Annotated in this window: 23 protein-coding genes; 15 read left to right on the forward strand and 8 right to left on the reverse strand. The window is 70.8% G+C overall.

Features of this window, described 5'->3' with window-relative positions; genetic code table 11:
• Nucleotides 1-127 precede the first annotated feature (127 nt).
• The 5 genes from IT359_08310 to solA all read right to left on the reverse strand — a co-directional run bounded on the left by IT359_08310 (nt 128) and on the right by solA (nt 7,325).
• Entirely contained in the window at nt 128-763 is a 636-nt protein-coding gene (locus tag IT359_08310; GenBank protein ID MCC6928974.1) for an Ig-like domain-containing protein, read from the reverse strand.
• A 296-nt stretch (nt 764-1,059) separates the two neighbouring features.
• On the reverse strand, nt 1,060-1,869 hold the full coding sequence (locus tag IT359_08315; protein MCC6928975.1) for a response regulator transcription factor: 810 nt from the start codon (nt 1,867-1,869) through the stop codon (nt 1,060-1,062).
• A gap of 81 nt (nt 1,870-1,950) precedes the next feature.
• Nucleotides 1,951-3,234 (reverse strand): histidine kinase, encoded by a 1,284-nt coding sequence (locus IT359_08320; protein ID MCC6928976.1) that lies wholly within the window; start codon nt 3,232-3,234, stop codon nt 1,951-1,953.
• 89 nt (nt 3,235-3,323) lie between these two features.
• A complete protein-coding gene (locus IT359_08325; protein ID MCC6928977.1) occupies nt 3,324-5,903 on the reverse strand; it encodes a carbohydrate binding family 9 domain-containing protein in 2,580 nt (859 codons plus the stop codon).
• Between the two features lie 249 nt (nt 5,904-6,152).
• Nucleotides 6,153-7,325, reverse strand: a complete 1,173-nt coding sequence (gene solA / locus IT359_08330) for an N-methyl-L-tryptophan oxidase (GenBank protein MCC6928978.1) — start codon at nt 7,323-7,325, stop codon at nt 6,153-6,155.
• 142 nt (nt 7,326-7,467) lie between these two features.
• Here solA and IT359_08335 point away from each other — a divergent pair, with 142 nt between their 5' ends.
• The 13 genes from IT359_08335 (at nt 7,468) to IT359_08395 (ending at nt 20,547) form a co-directional block, all read left to right on the forward strand.
• On the forward strand, nt 7,468-8,022 hold the full coding sequence (locus IT359_08335) for a prepilin-type N-terminal cleavage/methylation domain-containing protein (protein MCC6928979.1): 555 nt from the start codon (nt 7,468-7,470) through the stop codon (nt 8,020-8,022).
• On the forward strand, nt 8,019-8,357 hold the full coding sequence (locus tag IT359_08340) for a type II secretion system protein (protein ID MCC6928980.1): 339 nt from the start codon (nt 8,019-8,021) through the stop codon (nt 8,355-8,357). The genes IT359_08335 and IT359_08340 overlap by 4 nt, the downstream gene beginning before the upstream one ends.
• Nucleotides 8,354-9,076 (forward strand): prepilin-type N-terminal cleavage/methylation domain-containing protein, encoded by a 723-nt coding sequence (locus IT359_08345; GenBank protein MCC6928981.1) that lies wholly within the window; start codon nt 8,354-8,356, stop codon nt 9,074-9,076. The genes IT359_08340 and IT359_08345 overlap by 4 nt, the downstream gene beginning before the upstream one ends.
• On the forward strand, nt 9,073-9,840 hold the full coding sequence (locus IT359_08350; GenBank protein MCC6928982.1) for a general secretion pathway protein GspK: 768 nt from the start codon (nt 9,073-9,075) through the stop codon (nt 9,838-9,840). Before IT359_08345 ends, IT359_08350 begins: the two co-directional genes overlap by 4 nt.
• 31 nt (nt 9,841-9,871) lie before the next feature.
• Nucleotides 9,872-11,038: a hypothetical protein gene (locus tag IT359_08355; protein MCC6928983.1), complete on the forward strand. Its 1,167-nt coding sequence runs from the start codon at nt 9,872-9,874 to the stop codon at nt 11,036-11,038.
• Nucleotides 11,019-11,582, forward strand: coding sequence for a hypothetical protein (locus IT359_08360; protein MCC6928984.1), 564 nt, complete (start codon nt 11,019-11,021; stop codon nt 11,580-11,582). The genes IT359_08355 and IT359_08360 overlap by 20 nt, the downstream gene beginning before the upstream one ends.
• Nucleotides 11,583-11,595: 13 nt before the next feature.
• A complete protein-coding gene (locus IT359_08365; GenBank protein MCC6928985.1) occupies nt 11,596-12,123 on the forward strand; it encodes a hypothetical protein in 528 nt (175 codons plus the stop codon).
• Complete coding sequence (locus IT359_08370) at nt 12,120-13,982, forward strand: hypothetical protein (protein MCC6928986.1); 1,863 nt, start codon at nt 12,120-12,122, stop codon at nt 13,980-13,982. The genes IT359_08365 and IT359_08370 overlap by 4 nt, the downstream gene beginning before the upstream one ends.
• Nucleotides 13,979-15,604, forward strand: a complete 1,626-nt coding sequence (locus IT359_08375) for a type II/IV secretion system protein (protein ID MCC6928987.1) — start codon at nt 13,979-13,981, stop codon at nt 15,602-15,604. Before IT359_08370 ends, IT359_08375 begins: the two co-directional genes overlap by 4 nt.
• Entirely contained in the window at nt 15,601-16,815 is a 1,215-nt protein-coding gene (locus IT359_08380; GenBank protein MCC6928988.1) for a type II secretion system F family protein, read from the forward strand. Before IT359_08375 ends, IT359_08380 begins: the two co-directional genes overlap by 4 nt.
• 8 nt (nt 16,816-16,823) lie before the next feature.
• Nucleotides 16,824-17,285, forward strand: a complete 462-nt coding sequence (gspG, locus tag IT359_08385) for a type II secretion system major pseudopilin GspG (protein ID MCC6928989.1) — start codon at nt 16,824-16,826, stop codon at nt 17,283-17,285.
• Nucleotides 17,286-17,504: 219 nt separating this feature from the next.
• Nucleotides 17,505-19,160, forward strand: a complete 1,656-nt coding sequence (locus IT359_08390) for a DUF1800 domain-containing protein (protein MCC6928990.1) — start codon at nt 17,505-17,507, stop codon at nt 19,158-19,160.
• Between the two features lie 73 nt (nt 19,161-19,233).
• A complete protein-coding gene (locus IT359_08395) occupies nt 19,234-20,547 on the forward strand; it encodes a DUF1501 domain-containing protein (GenBank protein ID MCC6928991.1) in 1,314 nt (437 codons plus the stop codon).
• 169 nt (nt 20,548-20,716) lie between these two features.
• On the opposite strand, the gene IT359_08400 is transcribed toward IT359_08395, so the two are convergent.
• Both IT359_08400 and IT359_08405 read right to left on the reverse strand, forming a co-directional pair.
• A complete protein-coding gene (locus IT359_08400) occupies nt 20,717-21,358 on the reverse strand; it encodes an Ig-like domain-containing protein (GenBank protein MCC6928992.1) in 642 nt (213 codons plus the stop codon).
• Nucleotides 21,359-21,377: 19 nt separating this feature from the next.
• Nucleotides 21,378-21,632: a hypothetical protein gene (locus IT359_08405; GenBank protein MCC6928993.1), complete on the reverse strand. Its 255-nt coding sequence runs from the start codon at nt 21,630-21,632 to the stop codon at nt 21,378-21,380.
• Between the two features lie 229 nt (nt 21,633-21,861).
• Between IT359_08405 and IT359_08410 the strand changes: the two genes are divergently transcribed.
• Both IT359_08410 and IT359_08415 read left to right on the forward strand, forming a co-directional pair.
• Nucleotides 21,862-22,524: a lysoplasmalogenase gene (locus IT359_08410; GenBank protein ID MCC6928994.1), complete on the forward strand. Its 663-nt coding sequence runs from the start codon at nt 21,862-21,864 to the stop codon at nt 22,522-22,524.
• A gap of 13 nt (nt 22,525-22,537) precedes the next feature.
• Nucleotides 22,538-23,308, forward strand: coding sequence for a copper homeostasis protein CutC (locus IT359_08415; protein MCC6928995.1), 771 nt, complete (start codon nt 22,538-22,540; stop codon nt 23,306-23,308).
• A gap of 30 nt (nt 23,309-23,338) precedes the next feature.
• Here IT359_08415 and IT359_08420 read toward each other — a convergent pair whose 3' ends face one another.
• Nucleotides 23,339-23,863, reverse strand: coding sequence for a methylated-DNA--[protein]-cysteine S-methyltransferase (locus tag IT359_08420; GenBank protein MCC6928996.1), 525 nt, complete (start codon nt 23,861-23,863; stop codon nt 23,339-23,341).
• Between the last annotated feature and the right edge of the window lie 66 nt (nt 23,864-23,929).

Consider the following 23,929-nt stretch of genomic DNA (forward strand, 5'->3'; position numbering starts at 1 on the left):
CTACGCGCGCCACACTCGCTACGCGCGAGAGGGGAACACACCGCCGCCGATCCTTTGCCTGCTCCACCCCCACGATCGACGACGGCGTGCCCAGACCTCGCATGCGGCGCATGACGCGCGGCTGTTCCTACGGCACCACGACGGTGCCCGACATCCCGCTATGCAGCGTGCAGACGTACGCAAAGCTCCCCGAGTTGTTGAACGTCCGGGCGACGGAGGTATTGGACGTGTTGCCAATTCCGCTCGGCGCGCCGCTCGTGCCCTGGAAGTCGACGTTGTGCACGACGGACGAGAAGGTCCACGTCACCGTTCCCCCTTTCGCGAGGGCCACGTCCTTCGGGGTGAAGGTGTTGTTGCCATCGTTTGCGGTGACGGCGACCGCCGAGGGAAGCGCGCCGTTGACGGTGATGGCGCTCGTCGTCGATTTCGTGACGCCGTTGAGGGCGCCGGTGACGGTAATGGTCGCCGTCCCCGCGCTGATCCCGAGGACGACGCCGCCCTGCGACACGGCGGCAACGGCGGTGTTGTTCGAGCTGTAGGTGAACGTGGTGGCGGCGAGCGACGCACCGGAGGCGTCGCGCCCAGTGGCGGTGAGCGTGGTCGACGCTCCGGCCGCGAGGTTCGCGGTGGCCGGCGTGACCTGCACGTTGTCGAGTGTCGATGCCGGAGGCGGGTTGGTCGTCCCGCCGTCGCCCCCGCCCCCGCACCCCGCCAGCAGCAACGCGGCGGCCAGCAGCACGAATCTCGGAGCCGATGCGAACACGAGGACCCTCCCCAGGCTTCTCCAGTGGTGGCGATGCGCGCGGCCGGCGAGGCCGTACAGCGGTGAACGGAGGCGAAGCTAGGACTCCTCCCGCATTGCCCACAACGCGCGCGCGGTGAAGGCGCGTGCCGCGCCGGTGAACGGACCGGCGGGGGCGGTGAAGGCGACGGCAAACGGGGCGCCGACCAAGGGCGTGAACGCGGCACCGCACGTACATCGCACGCGCATCGCACGCGCACGGCACGCGGCACCGCACGCGCACGGCACGCGGCGCCGCCCGCACACGGCAATCGACGTCAGGCGCCGATCAGCTCGCGAACCCTCGCGCGATAGCTCTTCCCGGTCTGCACCCGCGTCCCGTCGGCCAGGACGATGATCCAGTCGCCCTGGAACCAGGGTTGGAACTCGCGGATGCGCTCGACGTTCACGATCGCCGAGCGATGGACGCGCACGAAGGTTCGCGCGGGGAGGCGCTGTTCGAGGTTGGAGAGCGTGGCGCGATGCTCGAAGACCTGCTTCCCCACGTGCAGTCGCGCCACATCGTCGGCCGCCTCGACCCAATCGATGTCCTGCATGCGCAGGTAGAGCATGCGATCGCCCACGCGCACGGTGAGGCGATCGGCGCCGGCGCGCGCCGACTCCACGGCCTGCATCGCGCCTCCGAGGTCGCCTCCCTTCCCGGCGCGCGAAGGCGCGGCGGTCTCGCCGGTCGTGGTGAGGCCCCCGTCCGCGGGGCGCAGGAGCCTAACGACACGATCGATCGACCGTGCCAGGCGCGTGCGGTTGACCGGCTTGAGAAGATAGTCGACGGCGTGCACCTCGAAGGCGGCCAGCGCATGCTGATCGTACGCGGTGACGAAGATGACCGCCGGCATGCGATCGGCACCGACGCCGCGCACCACGTCGAAGCCACCCCCCTCGGGCATCTGCACATCGAGGAGGACGAGTTCCGGCGCGTCGGCGCGAATGCGCGCGATGGCCGAGGCGCCGTCGCCGCACTCGCCAATCACCTCGATGTCGTCGCGCGCCGACAGGAGCGACACCATGTGCTCCCGCGCGAGCGGTTCGTCGTCGATGACGAGGGTGCGGACTGGCGCGAGGGGCATGGGATGAAGCTACACGCGGGGGAAGTGGCCGGGGCGGTGGCGGCGCGCGTCTCACCGCGCTTCAGCGCGCTTCACCGCGCCTCAGCGCATCGCCATCCCGGCCGACACCAGTCGCGGGGCGGGGTCGGTGTGGAAGGGGATGGTGATCGCGACCTCGAAGCCGCCGTCGACGCGCGCCCGGGCGATCAGGCGGTGTGCCTCGCCATAGAGGGAGGTGAGGCGCGCCCGTGAGTTGGCCAACCCGACTCCCTCGCGCCGGGTGACGGGATCGGGTTCGCCCACGCCGTCATCGCGCACCACCAGCTGCAACGCATCATCGACGCGCGACGCGGTCACGTCGACCATCCCGCCCGAGGCGCGTGGCCCGATGCCGTGCTTGATGGCGTTCTCCACCAGCGGCTGCAGGATGAGGTTGGGGACGAGCGCCTCGCGCACGCCGTCGTCCACCGTCAGGTGCACGACGAGCCGCCCCTGGAAGCGCTCCTGCTGGATGTCGAGGTAGTGCTCCAGCACCTCGATCTCGCGCCACACGGGGACCTCCTGCTCGGCAGCGCTCCCCAGCGAGATGCGCAGCAGCTCGCTCAGCCCGTCGACCATCCGCTCGGCGCGGTCGGGGGCGCGGTGGATGAGTGCCGTGATGGCGTTGAGCGTGTTGAACAGGAAGTGCGGGTGCAGCTGCAATTTGAGCGTCTGGAGTTGCGCCTGGTCGAGCTGCGCTTGCAACTGCTCGCTGGCGCGCGACACCTCGGCATACCGGCGCCACACGCGCTCCTGCCAGCGCGTGGCATACGTCGCCACCGCACCGGCACAGGCCAGGAGAAAGAGCCGCGCCCCCTCGTCCAGCGGCGACACCCCGTCGCTCCCCAGCGCCTGCACCGGGCTGTGGACGATGGCCAGGTCGCCGCTGAGCGCGAAGCCGACCACGAGTGCCGCGTACTCCGCCACGGCCAGCGCCGAGACAAAGGCGGCCTTGCGCGTGCTGGAGGCCACGGGAAGGGCGGCGAGGATGACGAAGTACGCCGTGATGATCGGCGTCTTGAGCGCCAGCATCGGCGTCGACGCCAGCGCGTAGCCGCCGATGATGCAGCTGACGGCGGTGATGTCGAGCACCGGGTTCACCACGCTCAGCCACGGCGGAAGGCGCCGGCGCCGGTGGAAGAGCGGGACCTGCACCACCGCCCAGGCCAGCGTCGGGACGATGATCGCGACGTTCGTCGCGTTGAGCGCGGGCGTCAGCGACGGCGCATACAGCAGCGCCGCCCCCCCCAGGAGGAGGACGACGATGATGCGCACCACGTTGAGCGCACGCTCGGCGCGATCGCGCTCGACGGCGAGGACCTCGCCCGGCGCCGTCGCGTACGGCACCGTCGGGTCTCGGCGATCGGAGGCTCGGGATGTCACGCTGCAATACTTCACCCGAGCCGCGACCATGGCCAGTGACGCGCCGTCGCCGCCTACTTCCCCAGCCAGTAGCTCAGCTTGAGGAGGAAGACGTTGCGCGCCGGGTCGCGAAGCGGTGAGAACACATCGCGCGTGGCCGAGAGATCAGCGAAGTCGGCGCCGCCCTCGCGCTGCTGCTGCCAGACCAGGAAGAGCGTCGATCCCGGGCGGTACTCCCAGCGCAAGACCGCGTTGCCGCGCAGCGATCGCACCAGGAAGTCCTGCTCGGCGAGCGAGAATGCCGGCGCCGCCCCGCTCCCGTCGGGGTCGATCACGATCGGTTGCCCGGTCGCCTGGGCATCCCTGGTGACCACACCGCGGTCGCGGCCATAGAAAGCGAAGGCGAAGTCGCCGGGGGTGGTGAACTCCTTGTACCGGGCAAAGCGCCCCGACGCCACGAACGGCTGGGCCCACAGCTGCAACGTGAGCGTGGGCGAGAAGGTCCACTCGGCGCGCGTCTCGATCGACAGCTCGCTCTGGTCGATGTCGCCAAAGACCCAGCGCGCGCCGTAGGTCGCGGTGGCCAGCGGGTCGCGCACCTCGGTGACATACTGGTCCACGTCCCACTGTCGCACGAACTGCGGTTGCAGCTGGAGACGGATCGCGCTCGTGGGCCGGAACTCGGCGCCGAGCGAGACGGTGTGGCGCCACTCGCCCTGTGCGTTGCGGTTGTACTCGTATTGCAGCTCCCCCACCACGCCGCGGCGCGTGTCGGAGGTGAGCGAGCCTTGCAGCTGCCACTCGCGCGGCTTGCGCGTGAGCGGGCCGCCGCGCAGCAGTCGGTCATCCACCGTCTCCGGCTGGACGAATCCCCAGAACGAGTAGCCCCAGAAGCTGTTCAGGAGCCCCGACGAGAGCACCGACACGCGGCGCTCCACCACGTCGCCGTCGAAGTTGGCCGCCTGCGTGCCGTACACCTGCACGTCGTAGTTGCGCAGGTACCGCCCGATGGTCGCCTCGCGATACTGGATGGCGCCCGACAGCGAGCGGAAGTCGGCACGCGTCTGGAAGCCCAGGTCGTTCACCTCGAAGCCCGGCGAGGTCTCCTCGTACGTCAAGGAGCCCAGCCAGTGAAGGCCGCCGGTCCGGGCAAACGACAGCGTGCCGAAATAGCCGGCGAGCGAGCGGCGCGTGGTGTCGAGCGAGATCGACTCGGCGTCGGGGCGCTGGTAGGCGCGGATCGGAGAACGCTGCAGTGCGCTCATCACCCGGCGATCGCCCGCCACGCGACTCCCCGCCATGAAGCCGCTCAATGCCCACGTGCGGTTCCCCCAGCGATGCTCGAAGTCGGCGCCGCTCACCAGCGCGTTGCGCACAAAGAGCGGCGCCAGCGCCGAGTCGTGCAGGTTGCGCTGCACCCCGGTGAGCACCCCACCCACGACCGTGTTCCCCTCGCGGAAGTCCTGGCGCAGGCGCGTGACCATGAACTCGGTGCGCGGCTCCACGATCGCCGACCCGCGCTCCCCGCTGGACAGGGAGTAGCGCCCATGCTCCTCGCGCGTGAGCGCCCCCAGCAGCCCTAACGAGAGTCCGCGTCGCGTCTTGCCGGAGAGCTTCGCCGCCGCGGCAATCTCGCTTTGGGCCGGGATGTCGCTGTGCACGGCGCCCAACGCGTCGAGCGAACGGCGCGGCGCACGCCCCACGCGCCGCGTGTAGAAGAAGTTGCTCGGGTTGTTGTCATTGAAGGTGACGCTCTGCCCGAAGCGGAAGATGTCGACCCCCTCCAGGAAGAAGGGACGACGCTCGGGAAAGAAGACCTCGAACGCCGTCAGGTTCACCACGGCGGGATCGACCTCCACCTGCCCGAAGTCGGGGTTCACCGTCGCCGTGAGGGTGAGCCCGGCGGGAAGGCCGTACCGCACGTCGGCGCCCACGCGCCCGGACACTTTGGTCGGATCGTGGAACGGGTCGCCAACATCGCCCGGCGTACGCGCCAGCTGCGAGGAAACGTAGGGGAGCACCTCCAGCCGGCGCGGGACCGCCAGCGAGTCCAGCCCGACCAGGTCGCCGTAGCGCGACACCACGCCGGGATTCTCCGGCGGCATGGGCGACCAGACCGAGATTTCCTGGTTGCGCGCCGTGATACGCCCGAACTGAATCCCCCACTTCGACACCCCGTCCGTCCCCACGGAAAAGCGAAGCTGCGAGAGCGGGATCCGCACCTCGGCGCTCCACCCCAGCGAGTCGACGTGCGCCGCGCTCGCCCACACCGCATCCCACAACGGGTCATTCTCGACGTCGTTGTAGCGGAACTCGTCGCGCTGCAGCCCCCGCGGCGAGACAGCGAAGACAAACGCGGTCCGGCGATCGAGGTACGAATCCAGCGCGATCCGGATCCAGTCGGAGTAGATGTCGTCGGAATCGCGACGGGCGATCTGGCGCGCGATCGAGTCCGGGCGCGGGTCGAACATCCGGACCCCGACGTAGATCGCGTCGCGATCGTACAGCACGCGCCCCTCGGTTCGATACGATGCCTTGGCCCCCGGGTTCGGGCGCGACTGGAGAAAGTCGGTCGCCGGTTCCGCGCGGCGCCAATCATCCTCGTTCAGCCGCCCATCTACGCGAATCGCCCCCGTGCGCCACTCGGCGCGCATCGTGGGGCGAGGAAGCGAGTCAGCCTGCTGACCATGGGCTACTGCAGGTAGAACGGCGGTCGAGCACCCCGCCAGGATCAAGCGGCGGGCGAGAGACATCAGCATGTCGCGGAAAGGCGAAGGATTGGGGGGAGATCGCAGCGGCCGTGACTCGTCCGCGGCACCACGAACGCCCCGCACGCGAAGTTGGCGCGTGGTGAACGGCGCGCCCAGTCGACGCAAACGCATGATTGCGAACGCGGTATCAACCTATTGACTCGCAATGTCTTGCGACACCGCCGAACCACGTTCACCGAAGCGGCGCAGCGCGAACGGGGTCAGGTCGAACGCGCATGTACCGCTGGTCAACAGGTCGGCCGTAATCTCACCGATCACGCTCGCGAACTTGAAGCCATGACCCGAGCACGGGCTCAGGACCAGGACGTGCTCGGAGCGCGGGTGCCAGTCGACGATGAAGTGAGCGTCGGGAGTCATCGTGTACCGGCAGGTTGCCCGCTCCCGCGGGTGCCCCTTGGCGAAGGGGACGAAGCGACGCAGCAGGTCGTAGATCTCGGCGTCCTCGGCCTCGGACACGGGATTCTCGCCCGGCAGCCGTCCGATGGCGTCGCCCCCGTGGTGGATCCCGATCTTTACACCGTCGCCAAGGTCGGGCTTGGTATAGAAGAGCGTCCCGTTCTCCAGCTCCCAGATCGAGACGGGCATGCGCTGCGGGGTGTGGTACTCGGGAAAGCGCGCCGGGTCGAACCAGTGAATCGTGCGCGGTTCCACCCTGAGGAGCTTCCCGATGTCGGGGAGCAGGTCGCCCACCTGCGCCCCCGCCGCTACCACCAACTGGCGTGCGTGAACCGTTTCCTCGCCCAGCCGGAGCGTCACACCGTTGGGCCCACTGTCCCACCCCTGGATTCGCGTCTCCAGGTGCAGGTCGGCCCCGTGATGGGCGGCCAGTTCGAGGTGCGCCTGCACGATCGCCTCCGGAAGGAGGATTCCGGCGCGGTGCTCCAGCACCCCCACCATGTCGTCCAGTGGGGAGAACGCCGGATAGCGACGGTGCAGGTCGCGGGCGGTGAGGAGTTCGTGCGGGAGTTGATGTTCCTCGGCGCTGAGACGAGTCCCGCGCACCAGGGCGCCGTCCGCGGCGCCCACCATCAACCCGCCGGTCCTGATGAAGAAGGTGCGGTCACCGGCGGCGCGCTCCAACTCTCCCCACAGCGCATAGGCCCGTTGCACCAGCGGGACGTAGAGCGGGTGCTCGTGATAGGCCTCGCGAATCATCCGCGACTTGCCGTGGGACGACCCCACGGCGTGCGGCGGTGAGTGCAGGTCGATCCCGATCACCCGCTGCCCGCGCTTCGCCAGGTGGTACGCGGCCGCCCCGCCCATGGCGCCGAGTCCGAGAATGGCGACGTTGTACGACCTGCTCACAGGGTTGCCGAGGTATCGGGTGCGAGGGGGCGCGTGAAGAACGGGCGGCGTTGCAGTATCGTAGCGAGTGCCGGTCGCGGGCGGAACGTGACGTACGCCATGCGGCGGGGCACAGCGGAAGTGTTAGTTCTTCCAGCGAGCTATGCCGGTCGACCTTCACGCGCGCGCCCTGACGACATTTCACGCCATTCACGAGCACTCTCCCTCCCCAGTATCGGGTGGAGCGGGGAGGGCGCTGCATGCCGTCGTCGCGTGGCGGCTGTGGGGGGGGCGTGCGCGTCACGGGGTCACGCTGCTCGAGTTGATGGTGGTGCTGGCGCTGCTCGCAGTCGTCGCCGCCTTCGCGCTCCCGGCGCTGGCCCCTCCCCCGCCACGCGGGGCGACCGTGGCCGACGCCGTTCGCGCGGCCCGAAGCGCCGCCGTGGCGCGGGGGCAGCTCCTCTCGCTTGCCGTCGACGCTGAGGGCGTGTGGGAGGTACGCGCGCTCCCCCCCGACGATTCGCTGCGCCTGACGGGAGGGGCGCTTCGCACGCCGCCGACGGCGCCCTTCCGGCTGCAACTCACCCCCCTCGGCGCCTGCGTCGCGGTGTCACGCCTCCCCGCCGAGTTGGCGGGATGGGATGCCGCCGGGTGCACGGCGCCGGGCATCGCTGCGCAGGCAAACGCGCGTCGCCCGTTGCGCGAAGGAGGGAGATGACGCTCCTCGAGGCGCTGGTGGCGCTCGTGATCCTCGGGCTGTCGGCAGTGGGATACCTCGACGTATTCCGCACCTCCAGCGGCGCGGTGCGCGACGCCGAGGAGTGGGGACGCATCGTGGCGATTGCCGAGTCGGCGATGGAGGGGGCAACGCTGGGCGATGCGTTGCAGGCGGATCGTGGGAGCGTGTCGCCGCTCGATCGGGGCGACGGATACCAGGAGCGCATCGCGGTGCAGCCGTGGAGTCCCGGCGTCTCGCAGGTCGTGGTCACCGTGACGTCGCCGCGCGGGACGACCTTCACGCTGCGTCGGCTGGCGCGGGAGCGTCGCCCGTGACACGTCGTCGCTGCCGAGCGTTTGGCGGCTCGCGCACCGTGCGGGCAACGCGCGGCACGCGAGCTACGCGGGCCACCCGCGGCTTGCGCGCCGCCTTCACGCTGCTCGAGGTGATGGTCGCGCTGGTGGTGAGCGGGTTGGTGGTGACGCTGGCGTACGCCACCACGCAGGCGGGCTTCGACACCGAGTTGCGCCTGGGCGAGCATCGCGATGGTACGGAGCGGGTCATGGCAGTCCGCGCCCTGCTGGGCGATGCGCTGCGCCACCAGGAGGAGGGGCTGCGGGGGGGCGACGTGGTCTTCGCCCTCGCCGACCGCGTGGCAGATGACGGGAGCGCTGCCGACTCGCTGGCCTTTCTCTCGCGCGGCATCGCGGCGCCCTATGGGACGGGGGTGGCGTGGCGCGTGGCACTCTGGCGTTCGCACGACACGCTGCGCGTCGAAGCGCGTCCCACCGAAATGCGCGACGCCGGGCGGCGCGACCCCACGGCGCGCGACGCCTACCCCACGGCGAGCGACGCCGCCGTCCCGCTCTCGGCCTCGCTTGCCGGGGTCACGGGGGTGGATGTGCAGGCGCTGGGACGTGGGGTGACCGCCGCGTGGCGCTCGCAGTGGCCGGAGGGCGACGTGGCCCCGGACGCCGTGGCCCTGGTGGTGCAGCGCGCCGGCGCACCGTCGTTGCAGCTGCTGACCCGTCGCGGCCTGGAGCGTGCCCCGTGACCGCGCCGCCGCCAGTTGCAACGCTCGCCCGCCGGCGCGGGGTAGCGCTCGTCCTCGTCCTCTGGCTCCTCGTCATCCTCGGCGCCATCGGCGCGTCCGTGGTCGCCAGCACGCGCGACAGTTCGCGCCTCACCGCCAACGCGCGCGCCCGCGTGGTGGCCCGCTACGCCGCCGAGAGCGGGATCGAGGCCACCCTCGCCGCGATCGACGACTCGCTCGCCGTCCTCACCGACAGCGTTGCGCGGCGCGCCTTCCTCAATGCGCTGGAACCGTCCAACCGCGCCGACGCGGTCACGCTGGGCGACGCGCGCTTTGCCGTGGCCATTGTCGACGCCAGCGCGCGGCTGGACGTGAACGCTGCCCCCGAGGAGCGGCTGGCACGGCTCTTCTCGCGCCTGGGCGGCGCGCCGCGCGGCGAGGCGCTGGCCCGCGCCATTCGCACCTGGATCGAGCGCGACGGCCGCACCGTGCACCCGATTCGCTCGCTGGAGGAGCTGCGCACCATTCCCGGGGCGGACGACGAGCTGTTGCAACTGGCGGCGCCCTTTCTCACCGTCGACGGCGACGGGACGATCAACCGCGCCGCGGCCAGCGCCGAGGTGATGGACGCCGCGTTCGGCGACGTGCGTGACGCGCCATCTCGGTTGGTGGTCATCTCGCGGGGATGGCTGCACGGACACGCCATGACCCACGAGATTCAGGGCGTGTACGCCATTGCCGCCGACCGTCTCGTCCTGGTGCACTGGCGGGAGCGTCCCCTGTGATCCGCATCACGACCACCGCGAGCCATTGTCTGTGAGCCCACGCGTTGCCCTCGAGCTGACCCCCGAGCACCTCCGCGCCGTCGTGGCGTCGGGGTGGCGCGACGTGGCGCTGCGCACCGTGGAGGTCGCGTGGAACCCCGCCGAGCCCGATGGCGCCATCGCGCGGCTGCGCGAACAGGTGGGGAGTGTCGATGCCATTGCGGTCGCCGTGGGGCTCGGCTTCCTGCACGTGAAGCGGGTGGAACTCCCGCCGGCGCCGCACGCCGATCGCGAGCGGATCCTCGCGCTGGAGGGCGATCGCTTCTTTGCCGCCAGCGCCCCGGTGACCGTCGCCCTTGCACCTGGCGGAACGGTGGCGTTCGCCGTCGATGCCGATGCGCTGGAGCGGTGGACCCTCGCGGTGGAGCGCTGGGCGCCGGTGGTGCGCGTGGACGCCGCGCCGGTGGCGCTGGCGCGGGCGCTGGCGCACGGCGGCGCGACCATCGCGGGCGACTTCGCGCTCGACGCGGGAGCGGGGGAACATGGGGTGGTGACGCTGCGTGGCGGCGAGTTGGTGTCGGCGCGCCGCATCCCGCGCGCCGCCGGTGTCCCGTCAGGCGCAACGCTTCCCCCCGGGGGCGCCGTGCCGGCCACGCACCTGGCGGCGTGGGGGGCGCTGCTGGGCGAGGACGAGGATGAGCGGGGAACGCTCGCGCCCACCGCGCGGCGGCGGCGCTTCGCGGCGCGGCGGCGGCGGCGCCTGGCCGTGGCGGTCGTGGCCGCGGTGGCCGGCCTCGCCTTCGCGCTCCTCGCGGCCGACCGGTGGCGCTCACGCACGCTGCAGGCGCTCGAGGCGGAGGTCGCGTCGCGGCGCGAGGCGGCGGCCCCCGGCGAGGCGGCGCTGGCGGCGCGCGCGCGCCTCGACCAGGAGGTCGCGATGCTCGGGCGCCTGGCCGCCAGCCGCAACGGCACCCTGGGGGCGCTCGCCGCCATCTCGGCCGCCCTCCCCGCCGACGCCGTCATCCAGGGGGCGCACGCCGTGGGACGCGACTGGGAGATCGACGGAACGGCGTCGAGCGCCGCCGCCCTCGTCCCCGCGCTCGACAAGGACGGACGCTTCGAGAACGTGCGCCTGCGCGCGGCCAGCTCGCGCTTCCGCGACGGCGCGCGCACGCGCGAGACCTTCTCCCTTGCCCTCCGTGTCCGTCCTGGCGCCTGACGCGCGCGAGCGCCGGACCATCGCCCTCGGGGGCGCGGTGCTCGCCATCGCCGCCTTCGTCACGATGGTCGTCCTCCCCACCGCCGCGCGCTGGCGCGACCGCGAGGCGATGATCGACGCCTTGCGGCGGCAGCGCGCGCAGCTCGTCGCGTTAGGCGCGCAGCGCGGCGCGCTGGAGGCGGCGGTGCAGCTGCGGTCGCAGCAGGCCGGAGCGCTCCCCGTGCGCCTGGTGCGCGGACGCACCCCGGCGCTCGCCGCGTCGGCGCTGCAGGCGCTGCTGCAGGAGTACGCCTCGGCCTCCCGCGTGAGCGTGACGCGCCTCGACGTCGCCAGCACGCCCGACTCCGGCGCCACCCCCGCCATCCCCGCGCTGGTCTCGGCGGTGAGCGACGTGTACGGCCTCGCCGACTTCCTGTCGCGGCTGGAGCATGGCGGGGAATGGGTGGAAGTGACCGAGCTATCGGTATCGCCCAACCCGTCGCTGCGCGGCGAGTTGTTGCAGCTGTCGGTGGCGATTCGCGCCCCGTTCGTCCTCGAGCCATGACGGGAGACCGCTGATGCGCCGACGCCGTGCCACACTCTTCGCCGTGGCCGCTCTCGGGGCGGTGCTGGGGGGGATCTTCCTCGTCCTCCCGCCCGCCGTGGGCAACGACGCCGCGCCCCCCCTCCTCGCCGGTGACAGCACGCCGGCGCTCCCCACCCTCGCCCCCGGCAATCCCGCGCTGGCCGAGGATGTGGTGATCGCCAACGTCTTCTCCCCGCGGCGCTCCCCGCCCACGTCACGCTACTCGCCCCCCGACGCTGCCATGGACTCGTCAGGCGGCGTGGTGGCCGACACGGCCGCGATGGGCGTCCCTCCGCAGGGTGCGACCGGTGAACCGCAGCTGCTCGGGACGGTGGTCGGCGCCCGCGGGACGCAGGCGTTGTTGCAGCTGGACCCGCTCGGCGGAAGCGCCCGGTTGTACTCGGTGGGCGACCGCGAGGGCGGATATCGCGTGATCTCCATTGCCCCGGGCTCGGTCGTGCTGGCCGGTCCGCAGGGGCGCTTGACGTTGCGACTCGTCTCCCCGGAGGACCGCCCGTGAGGCGTTCCCACCATGTGGTACCAGACCGTCTCCATCGCGCGCGGCGCGGAGCGCGGCGCACGCTGACGCTCGGCGCGCTGACGCTCTGCACACCGAGGTTTGGCGCGCTGCTCGGTGCGGCGCTGGCAGCGGTCCCCTCGGCGCTCGCCGCCCAACAAGGCGCAGCCGCTGGCACGCGGCTCGACTTTCGCGATGCCCCGTTAGGCGACGTGATCCGGTCGCTGGCCGCGGCCATGGGACTCACGGCGGTCACCTCCGAGGTTCCGGCCGACGCGCGCATCACCTTCTCCACGCCGGCACCCGTGCCGCCAGGTGAACTGGGCGCACTGCTGGAGGGGATTCTCGAGTCCAAGGGACTCGTTGCCGTGGTGCGGGGGAGCGTGGCGCAGGTGTATCCCGCCGACAAGGCGCCGAAAACCGGGCAGGTGCGCACGGGACTCGACTTCCCCGATCCGCCCCCGTTCGGCCTCGTCACGCAGCTCGTCCCGTTGCAGGGAATTCGCGCCGACGAGGGGGCCACGGCGCTTCGGCAGGTGGCCGGTCCCGGGGCGAGCATCGAAGCGGTGCCGCGGTCCAACGCGCTCCTCATCACCGACCGCGGCGCCAACGTCGCGCGCTTCCTGGATCTCCTGCGCCGGCTGGACGAGAAGCCGCAGGGCGAGGCGGGGCTGCGGACCTACGTGGTGAACCTCAAGTATGCCAACGCCGACGACCTCGCCGAGTCGTTAGGTCAGCTGTTCGGGGTGACGGTGTCGCGCTCGGGGCGCCGTTCGCTGGACGATCTCGCCCTCTCGCGCACGCTGGAGTCGTTCCGCCAGCGCGAAGGCGATGCCTTCCGGATGCGGCGCGACGTCCCGCTGTCCGTCCCGCTGTCGGCGCCGGCCGCCTCCGCCGCCGGCGCGGCACCCAGCGACAGCGCCATGCCCGGAACGCCGGGGGCGCTCACCGGGCAGACCACGGTGGTCCCGCACGGGCCCTCCAACTCGCTCCTCATCCGTACCAGTCCCCCAAACTTCCCGCTGCTGCAGGAGACGATCCAGGCGCTGGATGCGCGGCCGGCGCAGGTGCTGCTCGAGGTCACCGTGGCCGAGGTGACGTTAGGCACGGGCGACCAGTTCGGCGTGGACTGGCGCAGCGTGGGGGGGAGCACCGACATCTCGTCCGGCAACCCCGACGCCGCCGACTCCAGCTCGCTCCGCGACTTCGCCGTGCGCGTGGTGACGCTGCGCAACGCCAACGTGCGCGCCATCCTGCGGGCACTCTCCACGCGTTCGCAGGTGCGCGTCCTCTCCACGCCGTCCATCCTCGCGGTGAACAACCGCGAGTCGCGTATCCTGGTGGGGAGCCGCGTCCCCTTCATCGCGTCGACGCGGCTGGGCAACGATGTCGCCATCGATCGCACCGTGCAGTTCGAGGACGTCGGGACGCAGCTGACGATCATCCCGACCATCAACGACGACGACTACGTGAGCGTGCAGATCCTGCAGGAGGTCAGCACCCTCACGTCGCAGACGATCCAGTCGGCGCTCAACGCCCCCGTCATCTCCACGCGCGAGGCGACGACGCGCACGGTGATTCGCGACGGGCAGACGGTCGTGATCGCGGGGCTCATCGGCGACAACCGCGAAGTGATCGAGAGCGGCGTCCCCCTCCTCAAGGACATCCCGCTCCTGGGCGCCTTCTTCAAGCGGCGCACCACCAGCCGCAACCGCAGCGAGGTCGCCATCTTCGTGACGCCGTTCATCGTGCGCTCCGACGCCGACGCCGACACCATCCGCGAACGTGTGCGCGGGCGGATCAACGGCGCGCAGCCGGGGGCGCTCGACTCGCTGTCCAACCTGCCGAAGAAGAAGCCGTGAACGGCGCCCGGGAGACGGGGGACGGGGGACGGGAGATGGTGACGGCGGAGGCGCTGCGCGTCGCCGCCATGGGCGAGCTCGCATCACGCCTTCCACCGGCATATCTCGAGGAGCATGCGCTGGTGCCGCTCGAGGTTGCGGCTGACGGTGCGCTCGTCGTCGCCGCGGGGCGTACGCCCGACGTCACGGTCACCGACGAACTGGCGCGGCTCTTTGCCCGCGCGGTTCGCGTGGTCGAGGCGCCGCCCTCCGATGTGCAGGCCGCGCTGCTGGGGGCGCGGCGGGAGACGATCGAGGGAGCAGGCGCCGGCGACGGCGTTGCGGCTGGCGACGCCGGGCTCGGCGACCTGCGCGCGCAGGCCAACGACGCCCCGGTGGTCCAGCTGGTGAACGCCCTCCTCGGCGACGCGCTGCAGCGCGGGGCAAGCGACGTCCACCTCGAATGCACGCGCGGCGGGTTGCGCCTGCGGTTGCGGCTGGACGGCGTCCTGCGCGAGGTGGCCACGTACCCCGCCGCGCTGCAAGGCGGCGTGATGTCGCGCCTCAAGCTGCTGGCCGGGCTCGACATCGCCGAGCGGCGACTGCCGCAGGATGGGCGCGCCCGCGTGAAGCTCGGGTCCCGCGAGGTCGACCTGCGCGCCTCGACACTCCCGGCGCTGCACGGCGAGAGCCTGGTGCTGCGCGTCCTGGACCAGGGGACGAGTGCCGGCGGCGTCCGCGACCTGGGAGCGCTCGGGATGCCGCCGGCGCTGCGCGTCGCCTTCGAACCGCTCGTCCTGCGATCGTCGGGACTCATCCTGGTTACCGGCCCCACGGGCTCGGGAAAGACCACGACGCTCTACGCAGCGCTCGCCAGGCGCAACGAGCCCGGGGTGAAGATCGTGACCGTCGAGGACCCGGTGGAGTACCAGGTCGCCGGCGTCACGCAGGTCCCCGTGAACCGCAAGGCGGGGCTTGGCTTTGCCAACGTGCTGCGGTCGATCCTGCGTCACGACCCGGACATCGTGATGGTGGGCGAGCTGCGCGATCGCGAGACCGCCGAGATGGCGGTGCAGGCGGCGCTCACCGGCCACCTCGTCCTCACCACGCTGCACACCAACGACGCCCCCGGCGCCATCACGCGCCTCATCGACATGGGAATCGAGCCGTATCTCGTGGCCGCGACCGTGCACGGTGTCCTGGCGCAGCGGCTGGTGCGCATCACCTGTCCGGCGTGCGCGCAACCCATTGCACCTGGCGATGCCTCGCTCGCCGGGCTCGGTGGCCCCCACCTGCGCAATTCCGCAACGACGCACGCCCGCCGCGGCGCCGGCTGCGACGCCTGCGGCGGGACCGGCTATCGCGGTCGCACCGGGATCTACGAGCTGTACGTCCCCGACGATCGCGACCGCCGCTTCATTGCCAGCCATGGGACCATCGACGAGATGCGCCCCGCCGGCCGGAGCTTCTGCGCCCCGTCGCTGCGCGAATCGGCGGCCATGCTGGTGCACGCCGGCGTGACGACCCCCGAGGAGGTGCGCCGGGTCCTGAGCCTCGAGGACGCCCCGACGCACGACGGCATGCCATCGTTTGTCCGCCGTGAACTGCCCGGCCATCGCGCCACCGCGGAGGGCGACGCGTGAGCCTCTCTTTCCGCTATCGCGCCGCCACCCCCGCCGGGGAGGTGGTCGAGGGGGTGGTGCAGGCCGACACGCCGCGGGGCGCGATGGACGAGCTGCGGCGACAGACGCTCGTCCCCGTCGATGTCGCGCCCATTGCATCTGACGGAAGCGGCTCGGCGACGCTGCCGCACTGGCTCGACCGTCGGCGCCGTGATGCCGCGCTGGCCACCGCCGCGCGCACCCTGGCCTCCATGCTTGCCGGTGGCGCCACCCTCGACCGCGCGCTGCGGTTCGCCGCCGACCACGCGCTGAGCACCGAAGTGGGGAGCGCCCTCAGCGCCGTGCGCAACGACGTGCAGCGCGGCGAGACGCTGGCCAACGCGCTGCGCGCGCACCAGGACGTCTTCGGGTCGCTCGCCCCCGCCGTGGTGCGCGCCGGCGAGGAGAGCGGGACGCTCGACCAATCACTGGCACGATACGCCGATCACGTGGAACGCGCGCGCGACCTGCGCGCGCAACTGCGTGCCACGCTCCTCTACCCCGCCCTGATGGGCGTCGTGGCCGGCGTGGGCATCGTCGTCCTCCTCACCTTCGTCGTCCCGCGCTTCGTCGCGATCCTCAACGACACCGGCGGGACACTCCCGCTCTCCACACGCCTCCTCATGGCCACCAGCGCCGCCGCCGTGCGCTGGTGGTGGGCGTGGCTGGCGTTAGGCGCCGTGGTGTTGGTGGGAGGGCGCGCCTGGCTCGCGGCCGCCGCCAACCGCGAACGATGGCACGCTGCACGCCTCGCGTTGCCTGTGGTGGGGACACTCGAACGCGCGGTGGCCACGGCGCGCTTCTCACGCACCTTCGGGACGCTGCTGCAGGGCGGGGCCCCGCTGCTGACCGCGTTGCGCGTGGGGCGCGAGGCGGTCGACAACCTCGCACTGGGCGCGGCACTGGAACGCTCGGAGCGCGCCGTGGCGCGCGGCGAACCGGTGGCCGGGTCGCTGGGGCCGGCACTCCCACCGCTCGCCACGCAGCTCTTCGCCGTTGGAGAGGAGAGCGGCTCGCTCGACGTCATGGCGCTGCGCGTGGCCGACACCTTCGACGCCGAATCGCAGCGCACGCTCCGCTCGCTCGTCGCGCTCATCGAACCGCTCCTCATCGTCGCCTTCGGCGCCATGGTGGGATTCGTCGCCCTCGCCATGCTCCAGGCGATCTACTCGATCAACGCCTCCGCGTTATGATCATTCGCATGCGCACTCGCTCGCGCCACCATCGACGTCCGCGCGGCTCGCGCGGCTCGCGCGGCTTCACGCTGCTCGAGCTCCTCGTCGTGATCATCGTGCTCGCGCTCCTGGCCGGGCTGGTGGCGCCGCAGATCTTCGGGCGCGTGGGCGAGGCCAAAACGACCACGGCGCGCACGCAGATGGCGCTGCTCGCGACGGCGCTCGACAGCTACCGGCTCGACAACGGCGCGTATCCGTCGAGCGAGCAGGGGCTGACCGCGTTGCGCGTGAAGCCGACGCGCGAACCCATCCCCGCCAACTGGAAGGGGCCGTACCTTCGCAAGGATGTCCCGCTCGATCCGTGGGATCGTCCCTACGCCTACCGCTCGCCTGGCGTGCGCAACGCGAACGGGTTCGATCTCATGACGCTGGGGAAGGATGGGAAGGAGGGGGGCGCGGGCGAGGATGCCGACCTCATCGGCCAGTGACGGCCGTCACGCCGTGACGCACGGCGCGGCGGGCGCTGGCAGTTTGGCACGGTGGCGTCCGTCGGCATTGTGCGCCGCCGCACGGACTGATATTGCAGCTCAGCCGTAGCGTTGGCGGGTTGCACGACGCGGTAACGTCAGGCGGATACTGATCGTCGAACCACGATCCACCTCGGTGCGCGATGTGCGCGCCATCAACACGGGGAGCAGGGGAGCTGTATGCGCCACACCGTGACGGAGCGGGAAGACGGAAACCTGGAGCAGCCGACGGGCGAATGGGCCGACGCGCTGGACGCGGCCGCCGAGTCGGCAGACGGCGCAGGCGTTAGGCAGGACGAGCGCCCGTCGCGGCGTCGCTTCTTTGCGCTCGGAGTGTCGATGGCGGCCGCGTCGATGGCGAGCACCGGTGCCGCCGCCGCGCAGCAGGGAACCAAGCCATCGGCCACGCGCACGATGGTCAAGCGACTGTTGCAGCAGCCGCCCAATCCCACCTTCGACCCGTTCGGGAAGAACACGCCGCCCACGCAGAAGGGGTGGGACTCCGCGCTCACGCGCCTCGTGCGCCGCGTGACCAACGGCGTCACCGAGGAGGAGCTGAAGCTGGCGCGGAAGCTCGGCTTCGTCGGCTATCTCAACTACCACCTGGCGTACGCAAAGGTCGACGACGCCGTCGCCCAGAACTTCGTTGCCCAGAACTATCCCTATCTCGGGCAGACCGTCGACCAGCTGTACAACCTCGACCAGGGGATGCTGCAGAACCAGCTGACCGAGGCGACGCTGTACCGGGCCGCCTTCTCCAAGCGCCAGCTCTACGAGCGCATGGTCGAGTTCTGGAGCGACCACTTCAACATCTCGTTCTCGCAGGTCAACTACCTCAAGCTGGTGGACGACAAGGAAGTCATCCGCCGCCACGCGTTAGGCAAGTTCCCCGACTTGCTCAAGGCGAGCGCGCACTCGCCGGCCATGCTGGAGTACCTCGACAACACCCGCAACCGCCAGCGGACGCTCAACGAGAACTACGCGCGCGAGATCATGGAGCTCCACACGCTCGGCGTCGACGGCGGCTACACGCAGGTCGACGTGCGCGAGCTGGCGCGTGTGCTCACCGGGTGGACGCTCAACGGGCGTGGGACCTTTGCCTTCGACGCCTCGGGGCACGACTTCAGCGCGAAGACGGTCATGGGGCAGGTGCTCCCGGCAATGCCGTCGAGCGCCGGCGCCGCCGCCAAGAGCGAAGGCGACCAGATGCTCGACTTCCTGGTGAAGCACCCGAGCACCGCGAAATTCATCGCGAAGAAGATGCTGCGCTTCCTGCTGGCGTACGACCCCACGGCGGCGCAAGTCACCGCGGTGGCAGCGGTCTACACGCGCACGCAGGGCGACATCCCGTCGATGGTGCGCGCCGTGCTCACGCCGGCGAACGTTGCAGCTGCGGCGCCCAAGCTCAAGCGGCCGTACACCTTCCTCCTCTCCGCCCTGCGCGCGGTGAATCCGGTGGTGAGTGGGGTGACCGCGCCGCGCCGCGCCCTCACGACGCTCGGGCAGCCGATGTTCATGTGGGATCCGCCCGATGGCTATCCCGATCACGCCGACTACTGGGCGGGAGGCGTGCAACAGCGCTGGAACTACGCCGTCACCCTCGCCAACCTCGGCACGTCGGGCGAGATGACGCTCGACATTGCGCGCTTCAACGGCACCAATACGCACGACGCCATCATCGCCGCCATCGACAAGGCCGCCTTCGGTGGCGAGATGCCGGAGCGCCTCAAGGCGCAGCTCCTCGCCTACGTCAAGGTGCAGGCGACGCCGTCCGTACAGCGCGTGCGCGAGACGCTCTCGCTCGCGCTGAGTTCCTCGACCTTCCAGTGGATCTGACCCGGGACGCCCACGCGACCCGCTGCATCGTCACGTCACCGTCTCGCCACCGCCAGGACGCCCGGAGCCAACCATGAGCCACGACCTGCACGACGACTGCGCGTGCACCGAATACAACGAACTCGTCAGCCGGCGTGATTTTCTCGGGACCGCCGGCGGAATGTCGGGAGCTGCACTGTATGCCTGGGCCTATCCCGAGTGGCTCCCCAAGGTCTCGTTTGCCGATTCGTTCGCCAGCGAGCGTGATGTCATCGTCTCCGTCTTCCTGCGCGGCGGCGCCGACGGCCTCTCGTTATGCGCGCCGTTCGGCGACCCGCTCTACTACACGGGGCGCCCCACCATCGCCATCCCGCGCCCGGACTCCTCCTCGACTGCCACGCGCGGCATCGCCCTGGACAACTTCTTCGCCTTCCCGCAGGCGATGCGCTTCCTGGTCCCAGCCTATCAGGCAGGGAACCTCCTCGTGGTGCACGGCGCCGGGCTCACATACAACACGCGCTCCCACTTCGACGCCCAGCACTACATGGAAGTCGGAAAGGCCAACGACGTGAGCGTGAACACGGGATGGCTCGGGCGACATCTCGCGACCACCTCGCCCATGAAGAACGGCGCGGCGCTCCGCGGCATCGGCATCTCCGATGGCCTCGTCGATACGCTGAAGGGCGGCCCGCTCACCGTGCCGATGACGGATCCCGCCAACTACGGCATCTCCGGGAGCAGCTCGACGCGCAACGAGCGCACCTCGTGGCTCCAGGCCGAGTACACCGACTCGCTCGAGCCGGCAAAGTCCGCGGCGCTCAACGCCATCGCCACGATCAACCTCCTCCGCTCGCTCAACATCTCCGGCTACGCACCGGCTAACGGTGCGGTGTATCCCAACACCGGTCTGGCGCGCGGCCTCCGCTCCTCGGCGGCGCTCATCAAGGCCGATATCGGCGTGGAGGCGATCCACCTCGACATCGGCGGCTGGGACACGCACACCGACCAGAACCCGCTCACCGGCGGGATGGCGACGACAATGACGCAGCTGTCGCAGGCGTTAGGCGCCTTCTGGCAGGATTGCATCTCATCCGGGCTTGCGCAGAACGTCTCCGTCGTCGTCCTCTCCGAGTTCGGGCGCAACGTACGCGAGAACGGGGGGCGCGGCACCGACCACGGGCGCGGCACCGCGATGTTCGCCATGGGGCGCGGCATTCGCGGCGGGCGCGTCCTCACCAACAACTGGAAGTCGCTCGACCAGGCCAACCTCGTCGACAAGCAGGACCTCCCGGTCACCGTCGACTACCGCGACATCCTTGGCGAGATCATCCAGAACCGACTCGGCAACGCCAACCTCGGCACGGTGTTCCCGGGCTACGTGCCGTCGTTCAGGGGGGTAACGCAGTAGCTGGCTGGCGAGGGCGCCGAGAAAGCGCAGTCTCACGCAAAGCAGTTAAGCGGGGGCGCTCCATCAGGAGCCGCCCCCGCTTTCACATCCCCAGCCTTCGCCGAGCCAGCCCCCTCGTCTTCTCGTCCTCTCGTCCCCAGCCTTCGCTGGGGCAGGCTTCTCGTCTTCTCTACTGCACGACGTCCACTTCGCCCTCCATTCCGGGATGCAGCGAACAGACGTACTTGTAGAGGCTCACGGTGTTGAAGGTGCGGTTCACCGTCTGGCTGGCGACCTGTCCCGGGATGTCGGCGGGGGCGCCGGCGATTCGGTCGAAGATCACGTTGTGGGCGAGTGACGGGAACACGTAGCTCACCGTCCCCCCCACCTTGAGCGTTGCGTGGAACGGGGTGAAGCTCGTTCCCGGCATGTTTACCGTCACCGACGTCGGCGCGGGGGCCACGGTGACCGCGGCGCTTGCGGCCTTCCCCGAGATGGTGGCGGTGATGGAGGCGCTCCCGTTTCCCACCGCCGTCACGAGACCGGTGGCGGTGACGGTCGCGACGGCGGAGTTGGACGTCTTCCAGCTGGCGGCGGGGGCGCCGGCGATCGTGTTCCCCTGCGCATCCCTGGCCGTGGCCGCCAGCTGCTCGCTGCGTCCCACCAGCATCGTCAGGCTCGGCGCGTTGAGCGCAACCGACGCCACACCATCGGGGCCGGATGGCGAATCGCCCCCGCCGCCACACCCCGTCAGCACCAACGGGGTCGTCGCGAGCGCAAGGCAGGAGACGAGGGCGGCGGTGCGCGCCCCTAGGCAACGGGTCAACGTCATGGGTTCCTCCAGAGGTCGCTCAACTTGGCGGCGATCCCTCCCGACTCGCGGTGACTTCGCGCACGGCTGGGCATGCCGGGCCATGCTCGGCGCAGTACCAGCCATGATGATCGTGGAAGACCTGGTGGATCCCGCCCTCGCGCTCGTAGCGAACCCGGAACATCCCTCGCACCCGCGTGCGCTCGCCAGCGATCGACTTGTGGTCGAGTTCCTCGACGAAGATACGCTGCGGCCAGAGGTCGAACTGCAGGTCGGACGAGCGGGTTCCAGCCACGACAGGTGATGTGAACGGGGTGCGGTGCCGCGTGAGGCGTGCGAGCGGAGGTGTCGGAGGGGGAGCGAGAAAATAGCCGTCGCGATCGCGCCATGCAGGGTCGGGAGCGTCCCGGTTGCGGCCTTCGTCTCCCGGCGCAAGCTTGTGGCCGCCACAGCGTGCCGGTGTGCGCGCTGGAAGCCCTGCGCCTCACTGGCCCTCGCCCCCCGAATCGCCCTTTCGACTCGTCGTGCGCCACTGGCAGCTCCTCTCCGTCGCGCTGCTCGTCACGGTCGCCCTCCTCCTGCGCGCGGAGTACGCGCCGGTGCCGGCGCAGGTGTACCTGTTCAAGCCGCTCGCGACGATCCTCGTCATCGCTCTCGCCTTCCCGGCGGCGCGCGACGGCGGCGATCGTTACGCCCAGCTCGTGGCCATGGGGCTCCTGTTCTCGCTTGCCGGCGACGTCTTTCTCATGCTGCCGCGCGATCGATTCATTGCGGGGCTCGTCTCGTTTCTCGTGGCGCACCTGTGCTACATCGGCGCCTTCACGCGCGACGGTGGATTCTCGCGACAACTGACGACGGCGCTCCCGCTCGTCGCGATCGGTGCCGTCCTCCTGTCGCTCCTCTGGCCCTTCCTGGGTCCATTGCGCCTCCCCGTGCTCGTGTACATGCTCGTCATCCTGACAATGGCGTGGCAGGCGCTCGAGCGTTCGCGCCTCGATGCGCACGACGGGGCGTGGTGGGCGGCAGTGGGCGCCGTGCTCTTCGTGGCATCGGATGCGGCGTTGGCGCTGGTGCGCTTTCGCGCCGACTTCACGGGATCGCGAGCCTTCGTCCTCGGAACGTACTACCTGGCCCAATGGATGATCGCCACGTCGGCGCTCGTTCGTGCGGGGCAGCTCGCTCGTTAGGATCGGGTGACCCATGAGCATCCTCGTCGAAGCCTGCGTCGATTCGGTGCAGGGCGCGATTGTCGCCGAGCACTCCGGCGCCGGCCGCCTCGAACTGTGCGCCAACCTGGTCGAGGGGGGGACGACGCCCAGCGGCGGAATGATGCGCGCCGTGCTGCGCTGCGTCGGGATCCCGGTCTTTGCCATCGTGCGTCCGCGCGGCGGCGATTTCCTCTACGACGCCGCGGAGATCGAGGTGATGTTGCGCGATATCGAGTTCGCCAAGACGTGCGATATCCACGGCATCGTGAGCGGGGCGCTCAATCCCAACGGAACCATCGATGAGGACGGGACGAGCGCCTTGATCGAGGCCGCGCACCCCCTCCCTTTCACCTTCCACCGCGCCTTCGACGCCACGCGCGACCTCGACGAGTCGCTCGATGCGCTGCAGGCGTTAGGCGTGCACCGCGTCCTCACCTCGGGTGGGGCGGCGACGGCGACCGACGGGACGGAGATGATCGCCCGCCTGGTGCGGCGCGGGGGGAGCCGGATCACCGTGATGGCGGGGGGTGGCGTGCGACACGCCAACGCCGCCGGGATCGTGAAGGCCACGCGGGTGCGCGAGTTGCACCTGCGCGGTTCGCGGCGTGCCGACGGTCGCATGGCCTACCGCACGGCGCGCGTCCACATCGCCCGCCCCTTTGTCCCCGATGACTATGCGTGGGACATCACCGACGGCTCCGAGATCGGCGCGGTGGTGCAAGCGGTGGAGCGAGCGGTGGTGCCGGCGGGGGGAGCCGGCTGAGCGCGCGCCGGCCGGGCGCGTGCACGCCGGTCAGGCGGCGCCGCCTAACGGGGTTGCAGCGAGGCCTCCATGGCGTGCTTCGTGCTCGAGGAGCCACTGCTTGCGTTCCAGCCCGCCGCCGTAGCCGGTGAGCGAGCCGTTGCTCCCGATCACGCGATGGCAGGGGACGATGATCGAGATCGGGTTGCGACCGTTGGCCAGCCCCACGGCCCGCACCCCCTTGGGATTCCCGATCCCGCGGGCGATGTCGCCGTAGGAGACGGTCTGGGCGTACGGAATGTCGCGCAGCGCCATCCAGACGCGTCGCTGGAACTCGGTTCCGTCAGGCGCAAGCGGGATCTCGAAACTCAGGCGCGTCCCGGCGAAGTACTCGTCGAGCTGGCGCCGGGCGTCGGCAAAGTCGTCGTCACGGCGCACCCAGCCCTCCCCGCGCACGGGGCCGTGGGTGTGCGGCGTCATGTACAACCCCGTCAGGTGGCGCCCGTCGCCCGTCAGGAGCAACTCGCCGATGGGGGACGGCATGAGCGTGTAGTACACGGTGTGATCGGCGGTCATCGGGGTGGCTCCGGCGTCGGGACGGGATCGGTGTGGGCTCGGCGTGGGCTCGGCGTGGGCTCGGCG

The sequence above is a fragment of the Gemmatimonadaceae bacterium genome, from assembly GCA_020852815.1.
Classification (GTDB): Bacteria; Gemmatimonadota; Gemmatimonadetes; order Gemmatimonadales; family Gemmatimonadaceae; genus SCN-70-22.